13 protein-coding genes are annotated in these 16,678 nt (G+C 41.9%); 9 read left to right on the top strand and 4 right to left on the bottom strand.

All coding sequences use genetic code 11. The annotated features are described in order from the left end of the window. Positions 1–5 precede the first annotated feature (5 nt). From CH365_RS04700 to CH365_RS04670, 7 genes are all read left to right on the top strand, one after another. Positions 6–962 (top strand): DNA-processing protein DprA, encoded by a 957-nt coding sequence (locus CH365_RS04700; protein ID WP_100767431.1) that lies wholly within the window; start codon positions 6–8, stop codon positions 960–962. Between the two features lie 19 nt (positions 963–981). After that, the gene (locus CH365_RS04695) at positions 982–2,472 is read left to right on the top strand and encodes an HTTM domain-containing protein (RefSeq protein ID WP_100767430.1); all 1,491 of its coding nucleotides are present in this window, start codon (positions 982–984) and stop codon (positions 2,470–2,472) included. A 515-nt stretch (positions 2,473–2,987) separates the two neighbouring features. Further along, positions 2,988–8,777 carry a beta strand repeat-containing protein gene (locus tag CH365_RS04690; RefSeq protein ID WP_100767429.1) on the top strand — a complete coding sequence of 1,930 codons (5,790 nt, stop codon included), beginning with the start codon at positions 2,988–2,990 and terminating at the stop codon, positions 8,775–8,777. After that, on the top strand, positions 8,774–9,259 hold the full coding sequence (locus tag CH365_RS04685) for an LIC_10463 family lipoprotein (RefSeq protein WP_100767428.1): 486 nt from the start codon (positions 8,774–8,776) through the stop codon (positions 9,257–9,259). Before CH365_RS04690 ends, CH365_RS04685 begins: the two co-directional genes overlap by 4 nt. Then, positions 9,246–9,626: a Bor/Iss family lipoprotein gene (locus CH365_RS04680; protein WP_100767427.1), complete on the top strand. Its 381-nt coding sequence runs from the start codon at positions 9,246–9,248 to the stop codon at positions 9,624–9,626. The genes CH365_RS04685 and CH365_RS04680 overlap by 14 nt, the downstream gene beginning before the upstream one ends. Next, entirely contained in the window at positions 9,614–9,928 is a 315-nt protein-coding gene (locus CH365_RS04675; protein WP_100767426.1) for an LIC_10461 domain-containing protein, read from the top strand. Before CH365_RS04680 ends, CH365_RS04675 begins: the two co-directional genes overlap by 13 nt. Positions 9,929–9,967: 39 nt before the next feature. Then, on the top strand, positions 9,968–10,558 hold the full coding sequence (locus CH365_RS04670; protein ID WP_100767425.1) for a DUF2179 domain-containing protein: 591 nt from the start codon (positions 9,968–9,970) through the stop codon (positions 10,556–10,558). Positions 10,559–10,584: 26 nt separating this feature from the next. On the opposite strand, the gene CH365_RS04665 is transcribed toward CH365_RS04670, so the two are convergent. Both CH365_RS04665 and CH365_RS04660 read right to left on the bottom strand, forming a co-directional pair. Then, positions 10,585–11,115, bottom strand: a complete 531-nt coding sequence (locus CH365_RS04665) for an SET domain-containing protein (RefSeq protein ID WP_100767424.1) — start codon at positions 11,113–11,115, stop codon at positions 10,585–10,587. 157 nt (positions 11,116–11,272) lie between these two features. Further along, positions 11,273–11,857: a hypothetical protein gene (locus tag CH365_RS04660; protein WP_100767423.1), complete on the bottom strand. Its 585-nt coding sequence runs from the start codon at positions 11,855–11,857 to the stop codon at positions 11,273–11,275. A gap of 179 nt (positions 11,858–12,036) precedes the next feature. On the opposite strand from CH365_RS04660, the gene CH365_RS04655 reads away from it, so the two are divergent. Then, positions 12,037–12,444 carry a GreA/GreB family elongation factor gene (locus tag CH365_RS04655; protein ID WP_100767422.1) on the top strand — a complete coding sequence of 136 codons (408 nt, stop codon included), beginning with the start codon at positions 12,037–12,039 and terminating at the stop codon, positions 12,442–12,444. Here CH365_RS04655 and CH365_RS04650 read toward each other — a convergent pair. After that, complete coding sequence (locus CH365_RS04650) at positions 12,437–14,668, bottom strand: carbonic anhydrase (protein ID WP_100767421.1); 2,232 nt, start codon at positions 14,666–14,668, stop codon at positions 12,437–12,439. The genes CH365_RS04655 and CH365_RS04650 overlap by 8 nt on opposite strands. 227 nt (positions 14,669–14,895) lie before the next feature. Between CH365_RS04650 and msrA the strand changes: the two genes are divergently transcribed. Further along, the gene (gene msrA, locus CH365_RS04645; protein ID WP_100767420.1) at positions 14,896–15,525 is read left to right on the top strand and encodes a peptide-methionine (S)-S-oxide reductase MsrA; all 630 of its coding nucleotides are present in this window, start codon (positions 14,896–14,898) and stop codon (positions 15,523–15,525) included. A gap of 72 nt (positions 15,526–15,597) precedes the next feature. Here msrA and CH365_RS04640 read toward each other — a convergent pair whose 3' ends face one another. Continuing rightward, positions 15,598–16,599 (bottom strand): PAS domain-containing protein, encoded by a 1,002-nt coding sequence (locus CH365_RS04640; RefSeq protein ID WP_244282986.1) that lies wholly within the window; start codon positions 16,597–16,599, stop codon positions 15,598–15,600. Positions 16,600–16,678 lie beyond the last annotated feature (79 nt).

The raw sequence follows: 16,678 nt of genomic DNA, 5'->3' as shown, positions 1-16,678 counted from the left end.
CCGACATGGATTTTCTTTCTCTTTCTTCTCCAGGTCTGTACAAGATTCTATGCAGATCTAGATTTCTATCCGAGAGCCGATCTAAATCTGAGGTTTTAGAAAAATTAAGGGAAATACTTCCCAAAGACCTAATAGAAAAAGCAGAGTTTGATTCCAAAAATTATTCTTCTTCATTGAAAAAGATGGGAGCGGAAATCGTTTCTTATTTTGACCAGGAATATCCCAGTCTTCTCAAAGAAATTTACGATCCCCCGCCCAATTTATTTTGTTTTGGGAACATAGGTCTTCTGAAACTTTCTTATTTAGCGGTCGTAGGAACCAGAAAGGCCTCGCCAATCACATTACATTATTCTAAACTAATTCCGAATTTCGTATATTCTCTTGGATTGGACGGTATTATTTCAGGCCTGGCCTTGGGAGTGGATGCCGCGGCAATGTTCCTGACATTGGAGCAAGGAATGCCTGTGATCGGAGTTATGGGAACGGGTCCCGAAAAAGAATATCCTCAAGAAAATAGGAATTTATATAAAAGAATGAAATCTTCTGACAATGCCTTGGTGATTACTGAATGTCCTCCCGGTTTTGAAGTGAGAAAATATGCATTCCCGAAAAGAAATAGAATCATTACAGGAATCTCACCTTCTCTTTTAATGATGGAGGCTCCTACAAAAAGTGGAGCATTGTCCTCCGCATCAAACGCGATCTCACAAGATCGAGATGTTTTTGTTTTTGATCATCCGCTACAAACTCAGAACCAAGGCGGGAAAAAATTACTCTCCGATGGTGCCACTCCCGTTTTGTTTGATAAATATCAAACGGAAGGAGAGAAAATTTTTCATTTGGAAGAAATTCTTCCATCTAATTTCGAAGAAGTTCCCGGAATGCTTGCTCGATTGGGAAAAAACAAATTGAATGGTAATTGGATCGATATAGGAAACGGTTTCATTCGATCCGTTCAATAAATAGAAAAAGGAATCAAACTTGTCTCTTTGGAATCGGTATAAGTCCGAACTATTCGAACAATCTCCCGCTTGGTCATTAGGATTTTTTAGATTCGGGTTCGGCATTCTTTTATTTTTTATCTCGGCTCGTTATCTTCACTACGGTTGGATCCAAAAATACTTTTTAGAACCAGATTTTCATTTTAAACATTTCGGATTTTCCTGGGTGGAAGTTATTCCAGGTCCTTTATTATATTTTATTTTCATAATACTATGCGTTGCTGCTCTATTTATCTCTCTAGGAGTATTATATAGATCTTCCATTTTCATTTATTGGTTAGGATTTTCCTATTTTAATCTTCTAGATGTTTCCACTTATCTAAATCATTACTATTTGGTTTTTCTATTACTCTTTCTTCTCTTCTGGATCCCTGCAGATCGTTGTTTTTCTTTATCCCATTTTTTGGAAGCATACCGAAACGGAAGATGGAGTATTCCAAAAATACCGAATTGGTCTTTGTGGATCCTTCGATTTCAAATAGGTTGTGTTTATTTTTTCGGGGGCTTGGCAAAATTAGTTCCGGACTGGCTTTTTTCTGCACAACCTCTTAGGATTTGGTTGGTGAGAAATACGGACTTTCCCGTGATCGGAGGATTTTTTTCCTATCCAATCGCAGGTTATCTATTCAGTTACGCGGGTTTATTTTTCGATCTATTTGTTCCATTCTGTCTTCTGAAAAAAAATCTAAGACCATGGGCTTACAGTTTTATTTTAATCTTTCATATTCTAACCTGGAGACTTTTTCCGATAGGAATGTTCCCTTGGATCATGATCTTCTCCGCTTTATTATTTTTCCCTCCAAATTGGCCAATTAAAGCCAGAGGATTTTTGAAAAGAAGAGGGATTTTTCCTTACGGCGAACTCAGGAACTTATTCAAAACCGCTTGGAACAAACTGCCGGTAGCTTTCCGTTTTCTCTCAGCAAAATTTTTGTTAATACTATTGAGTACTTTAGAAAAACCGAATGTATGGGGAAAAAATTTTGAAACCCAACTTGGAGAATTCACCTCTCGGTTTATTTCCAGATTCGGAGTTTGGACAGTATCCTTATATGTTTTGATCCAGATATTCTTTCCTCTCAGGCATTTTTTATATCCCGGAAACCATTTATGGACAGAACAGGGTTTTAGATTTGCATGGCATATCATGTTGATCCAAAAGAATGGGATCGCGAGTTTCCAAGTGGTCAATTCTCGAACAGGAGAAATCCAATATGTTTTACCTGAATCTTATCTGAATGAAGTCCAAAAAACTATGATGAGCACCCAACCGGATCTGATCCTTCAATTCGCTCACTTCTTGGGGGAAAAGGAAAAGAAAAGGACAGGTGACGATATCGCAGTTTATGCAGAAGTAAGGGTTTCTTTAAACGGCAAAAAAAGCCTGCCGTTCATCGACCCAAATAGGGATCTTATGAAGGTCAAAGATGATTTTTTCCATAAGGACTGGATCCTCCCGGACTTTAAATAATTTCAGTGAATAGGGACATAACTAATCAATTCTGCAAAAAATACACGTTAGTCTCTTATTCACTAAACGAGATCCTGTTTGTTTCTCTCAACTTGGAAAAACATTTCAGATTTATATATGTTAATTTAAAGTCAAAATGCTACTTTAAAAAGATGTAATTCGTTCGAATTACGAAATCCGTATTGTAATCAATCGATTACATCTCTACTTTCAAATAATAATCTTTGAGGCTCGTTGGTTTTTTACATTTCTAAGAGTAAATATTCTTAGAAGCAAATAGCAGAATCTAGCTCCTGATAAAAATTTCACTACTCAAGTGATGTTTTGATAAATTAAAACGGGTTCTGCAATTGGCCGAACTCCGACTCCCGATCTTCGGGACGAAGTAAGTATTTACTTACAAAACTAATCCTTAGTATTTATTTTTTCTTGAAATAGTCGTTAGATATGTATCGTCCGATAGAATTAGGTCGATAGTAGAATGAACAGCTACTGTCGAACCGAAAGAGATATATATGAGCTCCGGAATCAACCCTACCAAAAAATTTTACGCCGCACTGGCGTGTTCATTCCTTCTTTTCCAAGGATGTGTGGCTTGGCCTTTATTAACGGGAGCTGTTGGGCTCGCGGCTGGAAAGAAAGGGGGCGGAGGATTATTCTTCCTTCCCGGTGGAGGAACTCCTACATTAAGCCGAGTAGAGATCTCTTCTCCAAACTCCAGTTTCGCAAAAACTACGAGCATGTCTTTGGTAGCGACTGCTGCGTATTCTAACGGAACTCATAAAGATATTACTGCGGACGCTGTATGGAGCACCAGCGATTCCAATATTATTTCTTTGGCAGCGGGCGGGCAAGCCACAGGAACTGGAGTAGGAGCTGCAGACATCAGCATCACTTACGAAAACAAAACTGCACAAATTTCTCTTTCGGTTACTTCGGCTCCTTTGAGTACAATTACCATTTCCTGTGTAAACCAAACGGATAATCTACCTAAAGGGATTACTAGACAATGTAATTTAACCGGTAACTTTGCAGACGGCTCTAATCAAGACCTGACTAACGATCCAAACACTGCATGGAGCACAGGAAGTTCTGCTATTGCTACCATTGATTCTTCGGGACTAGTTACCGCTGTAGACTCTGGAGCTACTTCGATCAAGGCTTCTTACAATTCATTAAACGCTAGTGATTTATCTCTAACTGTTAGTTCTGCTGCTTTAGTTTCTATCGCAGTGACGCCTACCAATAAGTCATTGGCATTGGGTAAAAATCAACAGTACACCGCAACTGGAACGTATTCAGATAATTCGAACCAAGATATTACGAATTCGGTATCTTGGAATTCTTCCGATACAGCAGTGGCTACTATCAGCAATACCTCAGGATCCAGAGGGTTTTTATCCACGGAAGATATGGGGACTTCTACCATCACCGCTACCTTGAGTTCTATCGGAGGAAGTACTGATGTAACAGTTACCGCTGCTGTATTGGAAAGTATTTCTATTACGCCATCCGTTCCAAGTACTCCCAAAGGAAGAACCTTAAACTTAGTAGCTACCGGTATTTTCTCGGATGGTCATAATGAAACAATCACAGATCAAGTGACCTGGTCCAGTGAAGATACTTCTATCGCAACTGTGGATAACGGTTCCGGATTTGAAGGTAGAGTATCCGGTATCAATGTAGGAACAGTGGACATTACTGCAGAAATAGGCGGAATAGAAGAAACCGTATCCTTCTCTGTAACAGCAGCTGCTTTAGATTCCATCCAATTAACTGCGGATGACTCTTCCATTGCGAAAGGAACAAGCACTACTATCTTAGCAACCGGGGTTTACTCGGACGGAACTTCTCAAAATATCACAAGTTCCGTTTCTTGGGGCAGTTCTCAGACTTCCATTTTACAATTGGGCGGTTTTACTTCTACTCCCAAAATAGAAGTGCATTCTCCTAATAGCGGAGGTTTAGGAATATCTACCATCACTGCAACTTCTGGAAGTATCAGTGCTACCGTGGACATCACTGTCACCGCAGCAAAATTAGTCTCTATTGCAGTCACTCCTACCAATCCGAGTGTCGCAAAAGGATTAACCAAAGACTTTACTGCTACAGGAACTTATACTGATAGTTCCACTCAGAACTTGACAACTAACGTTACCTGGGCTTCTTCCGATACTAGCAAGGCTACGATCAGCAATGCGGCTGGAACAGAAGGTAAGGCAACAGGAGCTGCAGTTGGAACCTCGAATATCACTGCAACATTAGGAACAATTACCTCTCCTTCTACAACACTGACAGTGACTTCGGCAGTTTTACAATCGATCACGATCACTCCTTCTAATCCAAGTGTTGCGAAAGGTAGATCCGAAAACCTAAGCGCAACCGGAACTTATTCGGACAATTCCACTCAGGATCTAACAACTTCGGTTACTTGGGCAAGTTCCAGTAACTCAACCGTAGGTGTGAGTAACGCAAACGGAACCAAGGGAAAAGCAACGGGAGTCTCCGTTGGAACTGCAACCATTACTGCGACTTTAAACTCCGTATCCAACTCAATCACATTTACAGTAACCTCGGCTGTTCTGGATTCAATCGAAGTACATTTATCGGATTCTTCTATCGCCAAGGGAACTTCTACCCTTGCTGAAGCTACCGGAACCTATTCCGATGGAACTACTGCGGATATTACTGACCAAGTGGTTTGGAATAGTTCTCAAACTTCTATCATCCAATTGGGAGTTTTGACAGCTGCACCTAAAAAGACTCTAACTTCTCCGAATAGCGGTTCTTTAGGAATATCTAATATATCTGCTACATTAGGAAGTATTAGCGGAAATGCAAACCTGACCGTAACTGCTGCTACTTTAGTTTCTATCCAAGTGGATCCTACAAATCCAAGCGTTGCAAAAGGACTGACTCAAAACTTTACTGCGACTGGAACTTATACAGACGCAAGCACTCAGGATTTAACAACTTCAGTTACCTGGGCAAGTTCCAGCACCAGCAAGGCTACTATCAGTAATGCAGGAGGAAGTAACGGTCTTGCGACTACTCTTGCTACTGGAACCACAAATATCACTGCAACTTTGGGATCGGTCACATCTCCTGCAAGCGTACTGACCGTAACGGCGGCAGCTCTTACAAGCATAACGATTGCTCCTTCTCCTACTTTGAGTATAGCGAAAGGACGCACTCAAAACTTCACTGCAACAGGACATTACACGGACAATTCGACTTCGGATCTGACCACTCAGGTGACCTGGAGTTCTTTCGATCAAACTAAGGCGACTATCAGTAATACTTCCGGAACCAACGGTAAACTAACTGCCCTGCAAGAAGGAAGCACTCAGATTTCTGCAAGTTATAGTTCGGTAACTAGTACGGATACGGTAGTTACCGTAACGGCTGCAGTTCTTGATAGCATCTCCATCACTCCGACTAACTCTAGTTTGGCGAAAGGATATACGACTCCATTCACAGCAAACGGTGTGTATTCGGATGCTACCACCTTGGATATTACCGCTCAAGTGACCTGGGCTTCTTCCAATACTTCTTCTTCTACGATTAGTAATTCGAATGGAAATCAGGGTGTGGCCACTGCAGTCGCAGTCGGAACAAGCACGATATCTGCAACCTTAGGTTCCGTGTCAGCTTCTACTAATTTTACTGTGACAGCTGCGGTTCTGGTTTCTATTTCCGTATCTCCTACGAACAGTAATGTGTATACGACTCAGACCAAAGACTTTACTGCAACTGGAACGTATTCAGACTCAAGCACTCAGAATTTGACAACTTCCGTTACCTGGGCTTCTTCCGATACGAGCAAGGCTACAATCAGCAATGCAGGAGGAACAGAAGGTAAGGCAACAGGTGTTGCAGCAGGAACAATCACCATCTCCGCGACCAGTGGTTCAGTAAGTGGAAACACTCAATTGACGGTGGTGTTCCTGGATACTACTGCTCCGACTGTGTCTAACGTTGTTTCTTTGAGCCCGACTACTATAAGAGTGACATTCTCGGAATCCGTGAATTCTACCCAGGCAACCACTGCTTCTAATTATAAATTAGCGCTGACCTCTGCGGTAAGCGGTTCTTGTTCGGATAATAGTAACTTCTCCTCTACTTCTAATATTTCGGTTTCTTCGGTAAATGGTATTGGAGCGGTTTACACTTTGACCCTGGCTTCTTCTCAAACTTCCGGAAACAACTATACAATAATCGTAAATAAGAGCGGTATTCAAGATCTCTCTGCAAGTCCGAACAATTTAGGTTGTGCGAACTATGGAGACTTTGTGGGACAAGAGCAGTTGAAAGTCAGCTCGGCTTCTTGTGCAAGCACCGGAACGGTGATCATCAACTTCTCCAAACCGATCAAATCCGGAAACAATACGGCCGGCTCAGCAGAATGTAGCAGCACTTCGGAATGCGCAAACCGTTATGCATTCGTCGGAACCACAGACTTAGGCACCATCAGTTCAGCTAAAATACTAGATGGAGTGGTCTGCGGCGGAGCAACTGCCGATTCTGCAAAAGTTTGTGTTACTCACAGCTTATTACAAACCGGAGCACAATATACGATCATTGCAGCGAATAACGTGAACGGTGACGGATTCGATAATACTTCTTGGGGATCCATCCGTGATTCTGGAGATTCGGAAAATATCCAATCATCTCCGAGAGATAGAGCTTCGTTCTTAGGTTGTGGAACTTCTCCTGTAAACTTTGGTGACGGTCCGATCTCCATCGATCCGAACGGTTCTACATTCGGTTACTTAGCGGACTTCAATAGTAAGATCTATACAGGACCAAACAATGCGGGCAACGGAGCATTACGTTTCGCTTATGATGGCTCTAATCCAGAGTCGGTCCAATTCTCCTTCGTAAAAGATACGAATGGTCAGAATTCCGACACTTCTAACGTTAGTTCCAACTCAGCGACTACTCGAGAGAATAGTATTGCAGTTCCTCCTTACGTGACTTTGGGACACTCAGGTTGTACACAAAACGATGCGACCCTGGCAAATGGTTGCGGCCCAGATAATGAAAGTGGAAGAGGAATTTTCACTACAGGTTCTCTATCAAGTAACCCGTATATTTTCATCGCGGCGGCAAGAACTGTTCCGAGTGGATCGAATTATAACTTCGATTATATCTACTACTCGAACGATACTTCTACCAACCTGAATTACAAGTACATCGATATGGGTTCCATTACAGGAACTGTAACTGCAGGAACTTCTTCTATCAGTGTTCTGAACGACAGAGTATTCCCTGGTTTTGCAAAACCAAGTAATGATGGAACCGGAACTGGAGGAGGATTGAATGCTCCTGACTTCGGCTATATCACATTTAATACTGCTGATACAGGAACAGGAAACTGTACTGCGGGTTCGAATTGTGATGCTTACGATGGTAGCAATGGTAGAAGGATACGAATCGATTATATGCCGTACTTCGGAGGACCGTCCAACGGAGGAAACGGTAGCGTAAACAGCAGTCCGAACTGGGGATATTATATCGGAGTGGATTCTTCGATCGTATTCAAGAATAGGATCTATGCTGCGAATGGTGGTCTACATGCAGTTGGTCATAACGGTTCAATCATCCGTTCCAATTCTTCTAGCCCTACTACAGCATGTTCCACTAAGAACACTTGCGCGGACTGGACAGAAGTAGGACCAAGAACAAATACGAAATGGCATAACAGTACCACGAATAATTGGTTCTCTTTGGAACTTGCAAAATTCTATGATCTGATCCCTGCTGATAGAGCATTCGCTCAGTTTGCAGAATTTAACGATAAGTTGTATGTGACTCGGACCATCTGTATCCAAGGAACTCAGGCAAGCGGTATCCGTCAAAGTGCAGGAACTGTAACAGGATGTACCGATGGAACAGACACAAACCGAAGAGCTCAATTATGGAAATGTGATCCTACTGCCACTGGCGGGAACACTGAATGTGATGCCGGTGACTGGAGCGTAGTGGGAGACGACGGAAACGGTATCACCAACTTCGGAGATTCTACCAATAAGACGATTACCATGGTGGCTAAAAATGGATCGTATCTCTATGTAGGATTCGATAATCCGAACGGTATCCGTATCTATCGTACGAATACTACAAACCCTGGATCTGCATCGAACGTATGGACTCAAATCGCAAATAACGGACTTACCGATTCCACTAACGTGCAGCAAATATTCTCCGCTGTATCCGTAAGCACCGGCGGGGTCTATTATCTCTACGTGAGTGTTGGAAAAAACAATACTCCTGTGAGAGTATACAGACAACAGAACTTATGAAAAAGAATATAAGCCTCTGTATCATATTCAGCATATTCTCTTTGGCTCTTCTCTATAATTGTGGAGAAGAGCAGAGATATGAGCCATTACGCTTTGAAAAAGTTACCAAAGCAGAAGCCTCCGCTTTCCAAGCTCAGGTAGACGGAACCATTCTCACAGGCGCTTGGGAATATAGATTTAGAATCAAACAGGCAGACAGAGTTACTCTACTCATCGAAGTTTTAACGGATAAACCGGACCTAGGAGTCTCCTTATTAAGAAAAGGAATCCTATTCGATTCTAAAATCAAATGTGGAGATAAGATCAGCCAACTTTCTCCTTGCAAACTGGAAATCAACAATCCTGAAAAAGGAGATTATTCCTTGGTATTAAACCATCTATCTTCCGATCCATCGGAAGTTCTTTCTTATAGAATATTCGCCGCGGTGCATGGCCCTGGTTATGCCTCGGTAATTTGGGAGGAAGAAGTTGCGCGCAGATAAAATTCTACCGATACTCGGGATCGTATTCTTAAGTTTAGGATTCGGAGAATCTTGCAGACATGCAATGGTTCGTTATCCCCAAAGCCCTCCGGAAGCATGCAGGATCTACCCTAGCTCAAAAGAATGCAAACGTGCTTTAGATCTAAGATCTGCGCAGGCAGAACAAGGGGGAGAAGTTCATAAGATCCAACATGCCTACTACTTTTTCGGACTTTATCCTGGAAACCTTGTCTTGGATACTTCCAAGTACTGTGCAGACGGACCTAAATCAGTTCATCAGTATACAAGTTTTTGGAACGGACTTTGGGAGCAGTTAACTCTTGCGATCTATTCCCCTCAAACAGTGGAGATAGAATGTTACAGATAATCAAAACTCTAATATTGGTTTTGGCCTTGGGATTTTCCGCAGGTTGTCATACTACTACTGTGGTTCATAAGGGAGGAGATACTCCCTATGCATTGGCAAAGGAAACTCCAGGCCCTGATAAAAAAGTAAAACAAGGAAGCACTGTTTTCGGGATTTATCCTACTACCGCACCAATGGAAGCAGGCTGCGACAGGAACCATCCGGAAGTGATTATCAAAACCGGATTCGTGGATCTAGTCATTCATACCTTGATCGGTCCCTTCTATACCACCAAAACCGTAGAAGTGTACTGCAAACCGTAAATTGCTGGCCAACCACCTAGGAACCTGCAGAATTATCGAATGCCTAACTGGGCCTTTGATTATCTAGTTTTACCCCTCGGAATTTATTTTGCCAGAATGACGGACGTAAGCATAGGCACTGTCCGGATCATTCTAATCTCCAGAGAAAGAAAGATCCTGGCAGCCCTCCTAGGCTTTGTAGAAGTACTTCTCTGGCTGATCGTAATCACTCAGATCATGAGAAACCTAAGCAATGTATTCTGTTATATAGCATACGCTGGTGGATTTGCTACGGGCACTTTCCTAGGAATGGTGGTAGAAGAAAAACTGGCCCTCGGGCATTCACTCATCCGCATCATTGTTCCTGAAAAGGGAGAAGAGATCGTCCAAAACCTGGCCCAAGCAGGCTATCGCACAACCACACTGGAAGCTCAGGGAGTTAGAGGTCCGGTCAAAGTCATTCTATCCTTATTAAGAAGAAAGGATATACCCATTGTACTTGGAATCTTAAAGAATACGGCGCCAGGAGCCTTTTATACGATAGAGAATGCCCGTAAGACAAGCGACCCGGAACTTTGGAAGACTTCCGGACAGGAAGGAGAAAGTTTTGCCCGTATCCTATGGAGAAGGCAATCCAGGATCAGGAAATGATCCTGGATCTAGAAACAAAAAAGTCCCTATGCAGGGACTTTTACCAGGATCTTCTTAATTTCCTTATGCATGAATGTAGGAAAGTTGAGACTATACTGAGGTAGTAAGAGTTTCCAATCGTCCTTACGAATGAATTTGCGGCAGCCGGTTGCTCCACAAGCACATTCAAAGGTTTGGTCGAAGTTCACTACGAAGTTACCGTAGTCGATGGTAAGCTCTTCTCCAACTTCTATATCCCTTTTGGCTATAATATTGTCCGTTTGATCGTACCACATGTTCGGATCACAGGAATGGTTCATAAAGTTGGAGTGATTGATAACAAATTCAGGTCCGGAAGGGCCGGTGACTAGGCCGAAGTCTACGTCATAGCCGTATTTCATGAAGATTTCCTTTTCCTCTTCCGGAAGTTCATCGGCTTCCGAGACGGAGAGTACTTTCCATCCGAATTCCTCATCTTCGATCCATTCGCTATAGCTGAACAGTAATGTTCCCTTAGCAATTGGTTGAGAGGCGAAGATTCCGTTTTCCCCGAACTTGTTCGTGCGTCTTTCGATCATGCAAGATCAACCTGCTCTTCCCCATTAGGGGCAAAATTTTTATCAGTCAAGACCGAGATCGAAAAAACTTCAATTAAAAATATGAAATACCCCCTAGCTTGGCCCCTAAAAAAAAGACAGGGGCCGGACGGGTCTTATTCATAATTGGAAAAAAATTTCAAGCGCCTCTGTCTGGAAGAAGATCAGAGATCAGTTCGTAGGTCCAGTCCCCGTACGAATCCTCATCCTTCTTCTCACTCTTGAGAGACCTCCAGTCCTTCCCCTTTCTTTCCATGACTAAAGAAGAAATTCTGAATAGAGAAGTACGTCCGCTTGCTTCTTCTAGTCTGGAACTGTCCCTTCCTATTTCAATAAAACAAGTCAGTGGAAAAATCCTGCTCCAATTTTCCCCCAAACCTAGGATGGCCTCCTCTAGATCTTCCGACTCCGGACCGAGAGTAAGTCTAGTAATATCCACAAAGATAGGAAGTTCTCTTCCTGCATGACCGCCAAGAGTACCGGATCGGATCTCTTTACAGAAGTGAACCGCTTGAGAAAAATTTTCTGCGAGGCCCAACACTGCTGAAGAGTGATGATTTGAAATTTTGGAGATCATTCTTCCAAAACTGAGTCCATCTTCCAGCCCCAAACTTCCTTTGGGAAGGATCAGTATAGGTCGTATATCTTTGCGGACTAAACGAAACAGGTACTTAACTAATGCGAAGGATTTATTTCGAGTCGGCTGGAACAAAGTTAGGAACATGTCTTCTTCCTATGTCGAACGAAACTTATCTTTCGTTTAGTATAATTTATCTTTAAGGAGAAATTCTATGTCGCATAAACGAATGCAATTTTCGTAAAATTCAAGAAAAGGAAAAAAGCTTGAGTACATTTCGCGGATATGTAAGTTTCGGATTTGTTTTCTAAGGGAGGCACCGCGTCATGAGTGGTAAAAGATTTCTTTCAAAGAATGATCATCAAAGGATTCTTTCCACCCTTGAGGTTTCCGCCCAATCCAAAGTAGTCCAGCCGAGTATCTTAGAAATCATACGTAAGACGCTATCTAAAGCTAAAAAGATAGATCAGAACCAAGTTCCGCAAGACCTGATCACTATGAATTCTAAATTCGTGCTTAGAGACTTGGGTAACGCGGAAGCATTTCAATTTACCCTAGTATATCCCGATGAATATACTGAAAACGCTCCCGCTAACGGTAAACTTTCTTTATTCTCCGCTCATGGCTCTGCAGTATTAGGCGCTAGAGTGGGAGAAGTAGTCCGTTGGGAGATCAACGGAATGGACAAATACCTAAGAGTCCAAGAACTACTCTACCAACCGACTGCTATTTAGAATAACCGTACAGCCCTCCAAGTTCCTTGGAGAGAATGTCCTTATAGTCTACTTCGCTGATCTGTCCGTTTCGGATATCGTATACCCAGCCGTGTATCTCAGGAAACCCGTATTTAGCCAAAGCATTTTGGATCATTCCGGTCTTATATAAGTTCACTACCTGTTCCGCAACATTCAGATGGATCAACCTCTCTTCCCTTTTGTCTTCAGGCAAAGCGTCCAATTCTTCCCTATGTTTTAGATACACATCCTTAATATGAGTGATCCAGTTGTCTATAAGGCCCGCTGCCTTTCCTTGAAGTGCGGCCCTAACCCCACCGCAGCCTGTATGACCGCAAACAATGATATGTTTTACGTTCAACGCATCGATCGCATACTGAACAACGCTGAATAGGGACATATCATCCACAGAAACCACGTTAGCGATATTTCTGGTCACGAAAATTTCCCCAGGATTGGTCTTAGTGATCACATTTACAGGAACTCTAGAGTCGCTACAACCTATGAACAATGTCTGAGGTGTTTGGCCTTCTGCATGTCTAGAGAAAAACTCCGGATCTTCCGCTGTCTTCTCCTCCACCCATTCCTGGTTATTTCTCAATAATTTTTGGTAAGACTCGCTCATTTCTTTTTTCAAGGATTCGATATCATTTTCCATATTCGGTATCCCTCCTAGGATCACCGTAATCCCCTTACGGTAGGCATTTTTCCTAAATTCATGGATCAATTCTTTGATATCCTGATCCATATGAAGTGTTCTAGTTCCGTCTATTTCTAAAGTGATCCCGGAAGGTTGGCTTTCCAAAACTGCCTTGATCTTTGCCTTATGAAAGAAGCCTAAATTTTCCCCTAAAACGATCCTTCTAAACTTACCATGACGCTCTTCCCTATAGATCGCAGTCCTATGATCCTCATATAGAACAAAAACCAAAGCCACCAAGATACCGCAGAATGTTCCGATCAGAACATTAGTGAAGAATGTAACGACTACAGTTGCCAAGAATGGAAGAAACTGAGAATACCCTTTTTGGAACATCAAACGGAACATCGCAGGTTTTGCGAGTTTGAGACCCGTAAAAGTCAGGATCGCCGCAAGAGAAGCGAGCGGAATGGTATTCATAAATTTAGGAAAAAGTAATACACTGATCCCTATCCAAGCTCCATGAAATATGGCGGAAAATTTGGTCTTCGCGCCAGAAGAAACGTTTACTGAACCTCTGACCACCACACTTGTGATCGGGATCCCTCCCGCAAGTCCGCAGGCCATATTTCCTAATCCTTGCGCGATCAATTCCTGGGACATAGGAGTCTTACGATTTTCCTCGTCCAGTTTATCCACCACTTCCACGGAAAGTAAGGATTCTAAGGAAGAAGCAAACGCGACAGTCAATGCTAAGGTCCATACAGGAGCCTGATCCCAATAGGAGAAGTTCGGAAAATCCAGATGAGCAAAAAGTTCGGAAGGATTCTTAAAAATGGGAAGAGTGACCAAGTGGTCCTGGCTCAAAGCTCCCCCAGGAAGTAGATGACCTAAAAGTAAATTTGTAGAAGTTCCAAGAATGATCGCAACTAAGGAAGCGGGAACATATTTGAATTTTTTAGCAAAGTATCTGTCCCAGATCCAAAAGGATAAAAGAGAAATAACTCCGATCACGAGCACATTACTTTGTAAATTCCGGAAAGCATGTACGAGTAACATTAGAGAGTTTGTCTCTTTCACTTCATGAGGATCATGGTAGGATTCATTAACGTCTTCTTGTGTGATGTCGAATTCTTCGACCCCGAATTCTTCCACATCGTAACCGATTAAGTGAGGCAATTGTTTTACGACCAGAAGCAAACCGATCGCGACGGACATCCCCACAACCGTGGCAGAAGGAAGATAAGCGGATAATGCACCTGTTCTCAAAATCCCAAGCAAAGTTTGGATCATTCCTGCAATCAATAATGCAAGAAGAAATGCTTCGAAATTCCCCAGATCTTTAATACCTGAAAGAACGATCGCAGTCAAACTTGCCGTGGGCCCTGAGACACTTAAGGCGGATTTACTGAAAATTCCGACTACGATCCCACCTATAAAACCGGAGATAATTCCAGAAAATAAGGGAGCACCCGACGCATGAGCAATCCCTAAACAAAGAGGAATAGCTACTAGAAAAACTGCGATACTTGAGGAAAGATCGTAAGGAAGATTTGAGAAAAATTGTTTTGTTTTTAAATTCATTGATACTCGCATGGCGGGCATTCTATATAAAGAATTAAAACCCAGAATTGGAAACGGTTGATAAGTCCGTAACTTTTTCCGACGTCAGTCGAAAGTATCTATAACTACTGAAATTGATCTAGCTTGTCCTTACCAGGATTTTTTGAAAAAAATCAAAAGTCGAACAAGTGCTCGGTAAGAATAGGTAGATTAAAAATTCATAAAAAAATGAACCGATGAGGAACCTTATGAGAATAAATTTGTTCAAACTTATAAGATTAGAATCCATACTTATAATATTCATAATATTTAGTTTTTTGAATATTCTTCATTCCGAAGAAAATCCGAAAACCGAAACAGCCATTTTTGCAGGAGGATGTTTTTGGTGTATGGAAGGGCCTTTCGAAAAACTACCCGGTGTCATATCCGTAATCTCGGGATATACAGGCGGAAAAGAGAAAAATCCCACTTATGAAGACGTGGGTTACGGAAGAACAGGACATAGAGAATCCGTATTGATCACCTTTGATCCGAAAAAGATCGATTACGCAAAACTTTTGGATACGTATTGGAGACAAATAGATCCTACAGATTCAGGAGGACAATTCGCAGATAGAGGCAACCAATACAGAGCTGCCATTTATTATAAGAATGAAGCGCAAAAAAAATTAGCCCAGGAATTTAAAGATAAGATAGGAGCTTCTAGGAAATTTTCTTCTCCTATCGCAGTGGAAATTTTGCCTGCATCAGAATTTTATCCAGCGGAAGAATACCACCAGGACTATTATAAGAAGAACCCTAGTCATTATAAACAATATAGAAAGGGTTCCGGAAGAGAGGATTATGTGAAAGAAGTTTGGGGCACGAAGTCGGATTGAAAAACGCAAAGCCTCGGCGGCTCTGTGCCTCTGTGCGAATAAACTCAGAGGCTCTCGATACATCTCTGTGTCTTATTCCCCAAGTAAACGGAAGAGATAAATTGTAAGTCTTTGTAGTTTGTCTCTTTCCGGGCCTGGGATCTCTTTTTCTAAATCGATAGTTTTTCTATAAATCGATTTGAGATGGTTTTTCATAGTCCCAGGATGGATGCCTAAATCTTCGCTGATCCGACTCTTATCCTTACCGGAAGCAATTCCCGCACAGATCTCTGTTTCTTTTTTGGTAAGTTTTGTTTTATCTCTTAAAATTCCGATAAGAACTTCTCTATCCATACCTTCATGTTTTTTGAAAGTATCAGATGGGGATTTTGCAAAATCCAAATTATTCTTTGCTTCTCCCTGCTCTGAAGGTTCAGGATTAGCAAGAATCGTACTTAAGAAGCTCGAAACTTCTCCGTTACGATCTTTAATAGGAAGAACATTTTGTTTCCAATCTTTTACAAAACCGGTCTTAAGATTCGAGTTAGCGATGGATACCGAGCCTTGGAGAACCGATTCCCAAAACTCGTCATAAAAAGTTTTGGATGCCCCCACTCCGGATTGGAATGCTTTAGGAGTTTTTCCTATGAGTTCATTCTCTTTTAAGCCGGAAATTTTTTCGAACTGTTTGTTCACCGCAAGGATCACACCTTCTTTATCGGTTAAGAACATTCCGTTCTGAGATTGTTGGAACGCTTTGTATAATGCTTCCTTCTTTCCCGCTTCTGATTCTTTGTCTTCCGTAAATACGAATAGATAAGACATCTCTGGCATTAGATAAGCATGCTGTTTTGTCTGGAGGAAACTTCCGTCCTTCTTCATTAAATGAAGTCCTCTTCCTTCAAACTCGCCTGACTTGCTTACATTAGGTAGTATAACAGTTTCGAAATATTTTTGATCCGTTTCGGAAAGAAAATCGGTAAGGCTCATACTCTTAGCCGATTCTATAGAGGGAATGCTAAGGATCTTCCTTCCATTTTCATTAACATGAAGGATCCTTCCGCTCGAATCACAAATTAACAAAATATCGGGCATACTTTCTTGTGTTTGAATAATTTCTTTAACGTTTTCCAAGCTTAGATCCATCCGATTCGTTTTGTTTCTAAAGAAACCG

Origin of the sequence: Leptospira neocaledonica, from assembly GCF_002812205.1 — a bacterium.
GTDB classification, from domain to species: Bacteria; Spirochaetota; Leptospiria; order Leptospirales; family Leptospiraceae; genus Leptospira_B; species Leptospira_B neocaledonica.
Note: the sequence above shows the minus strand (reverse complement) of the source record. Positions and strands in the feature narration are given on the sequence as shown.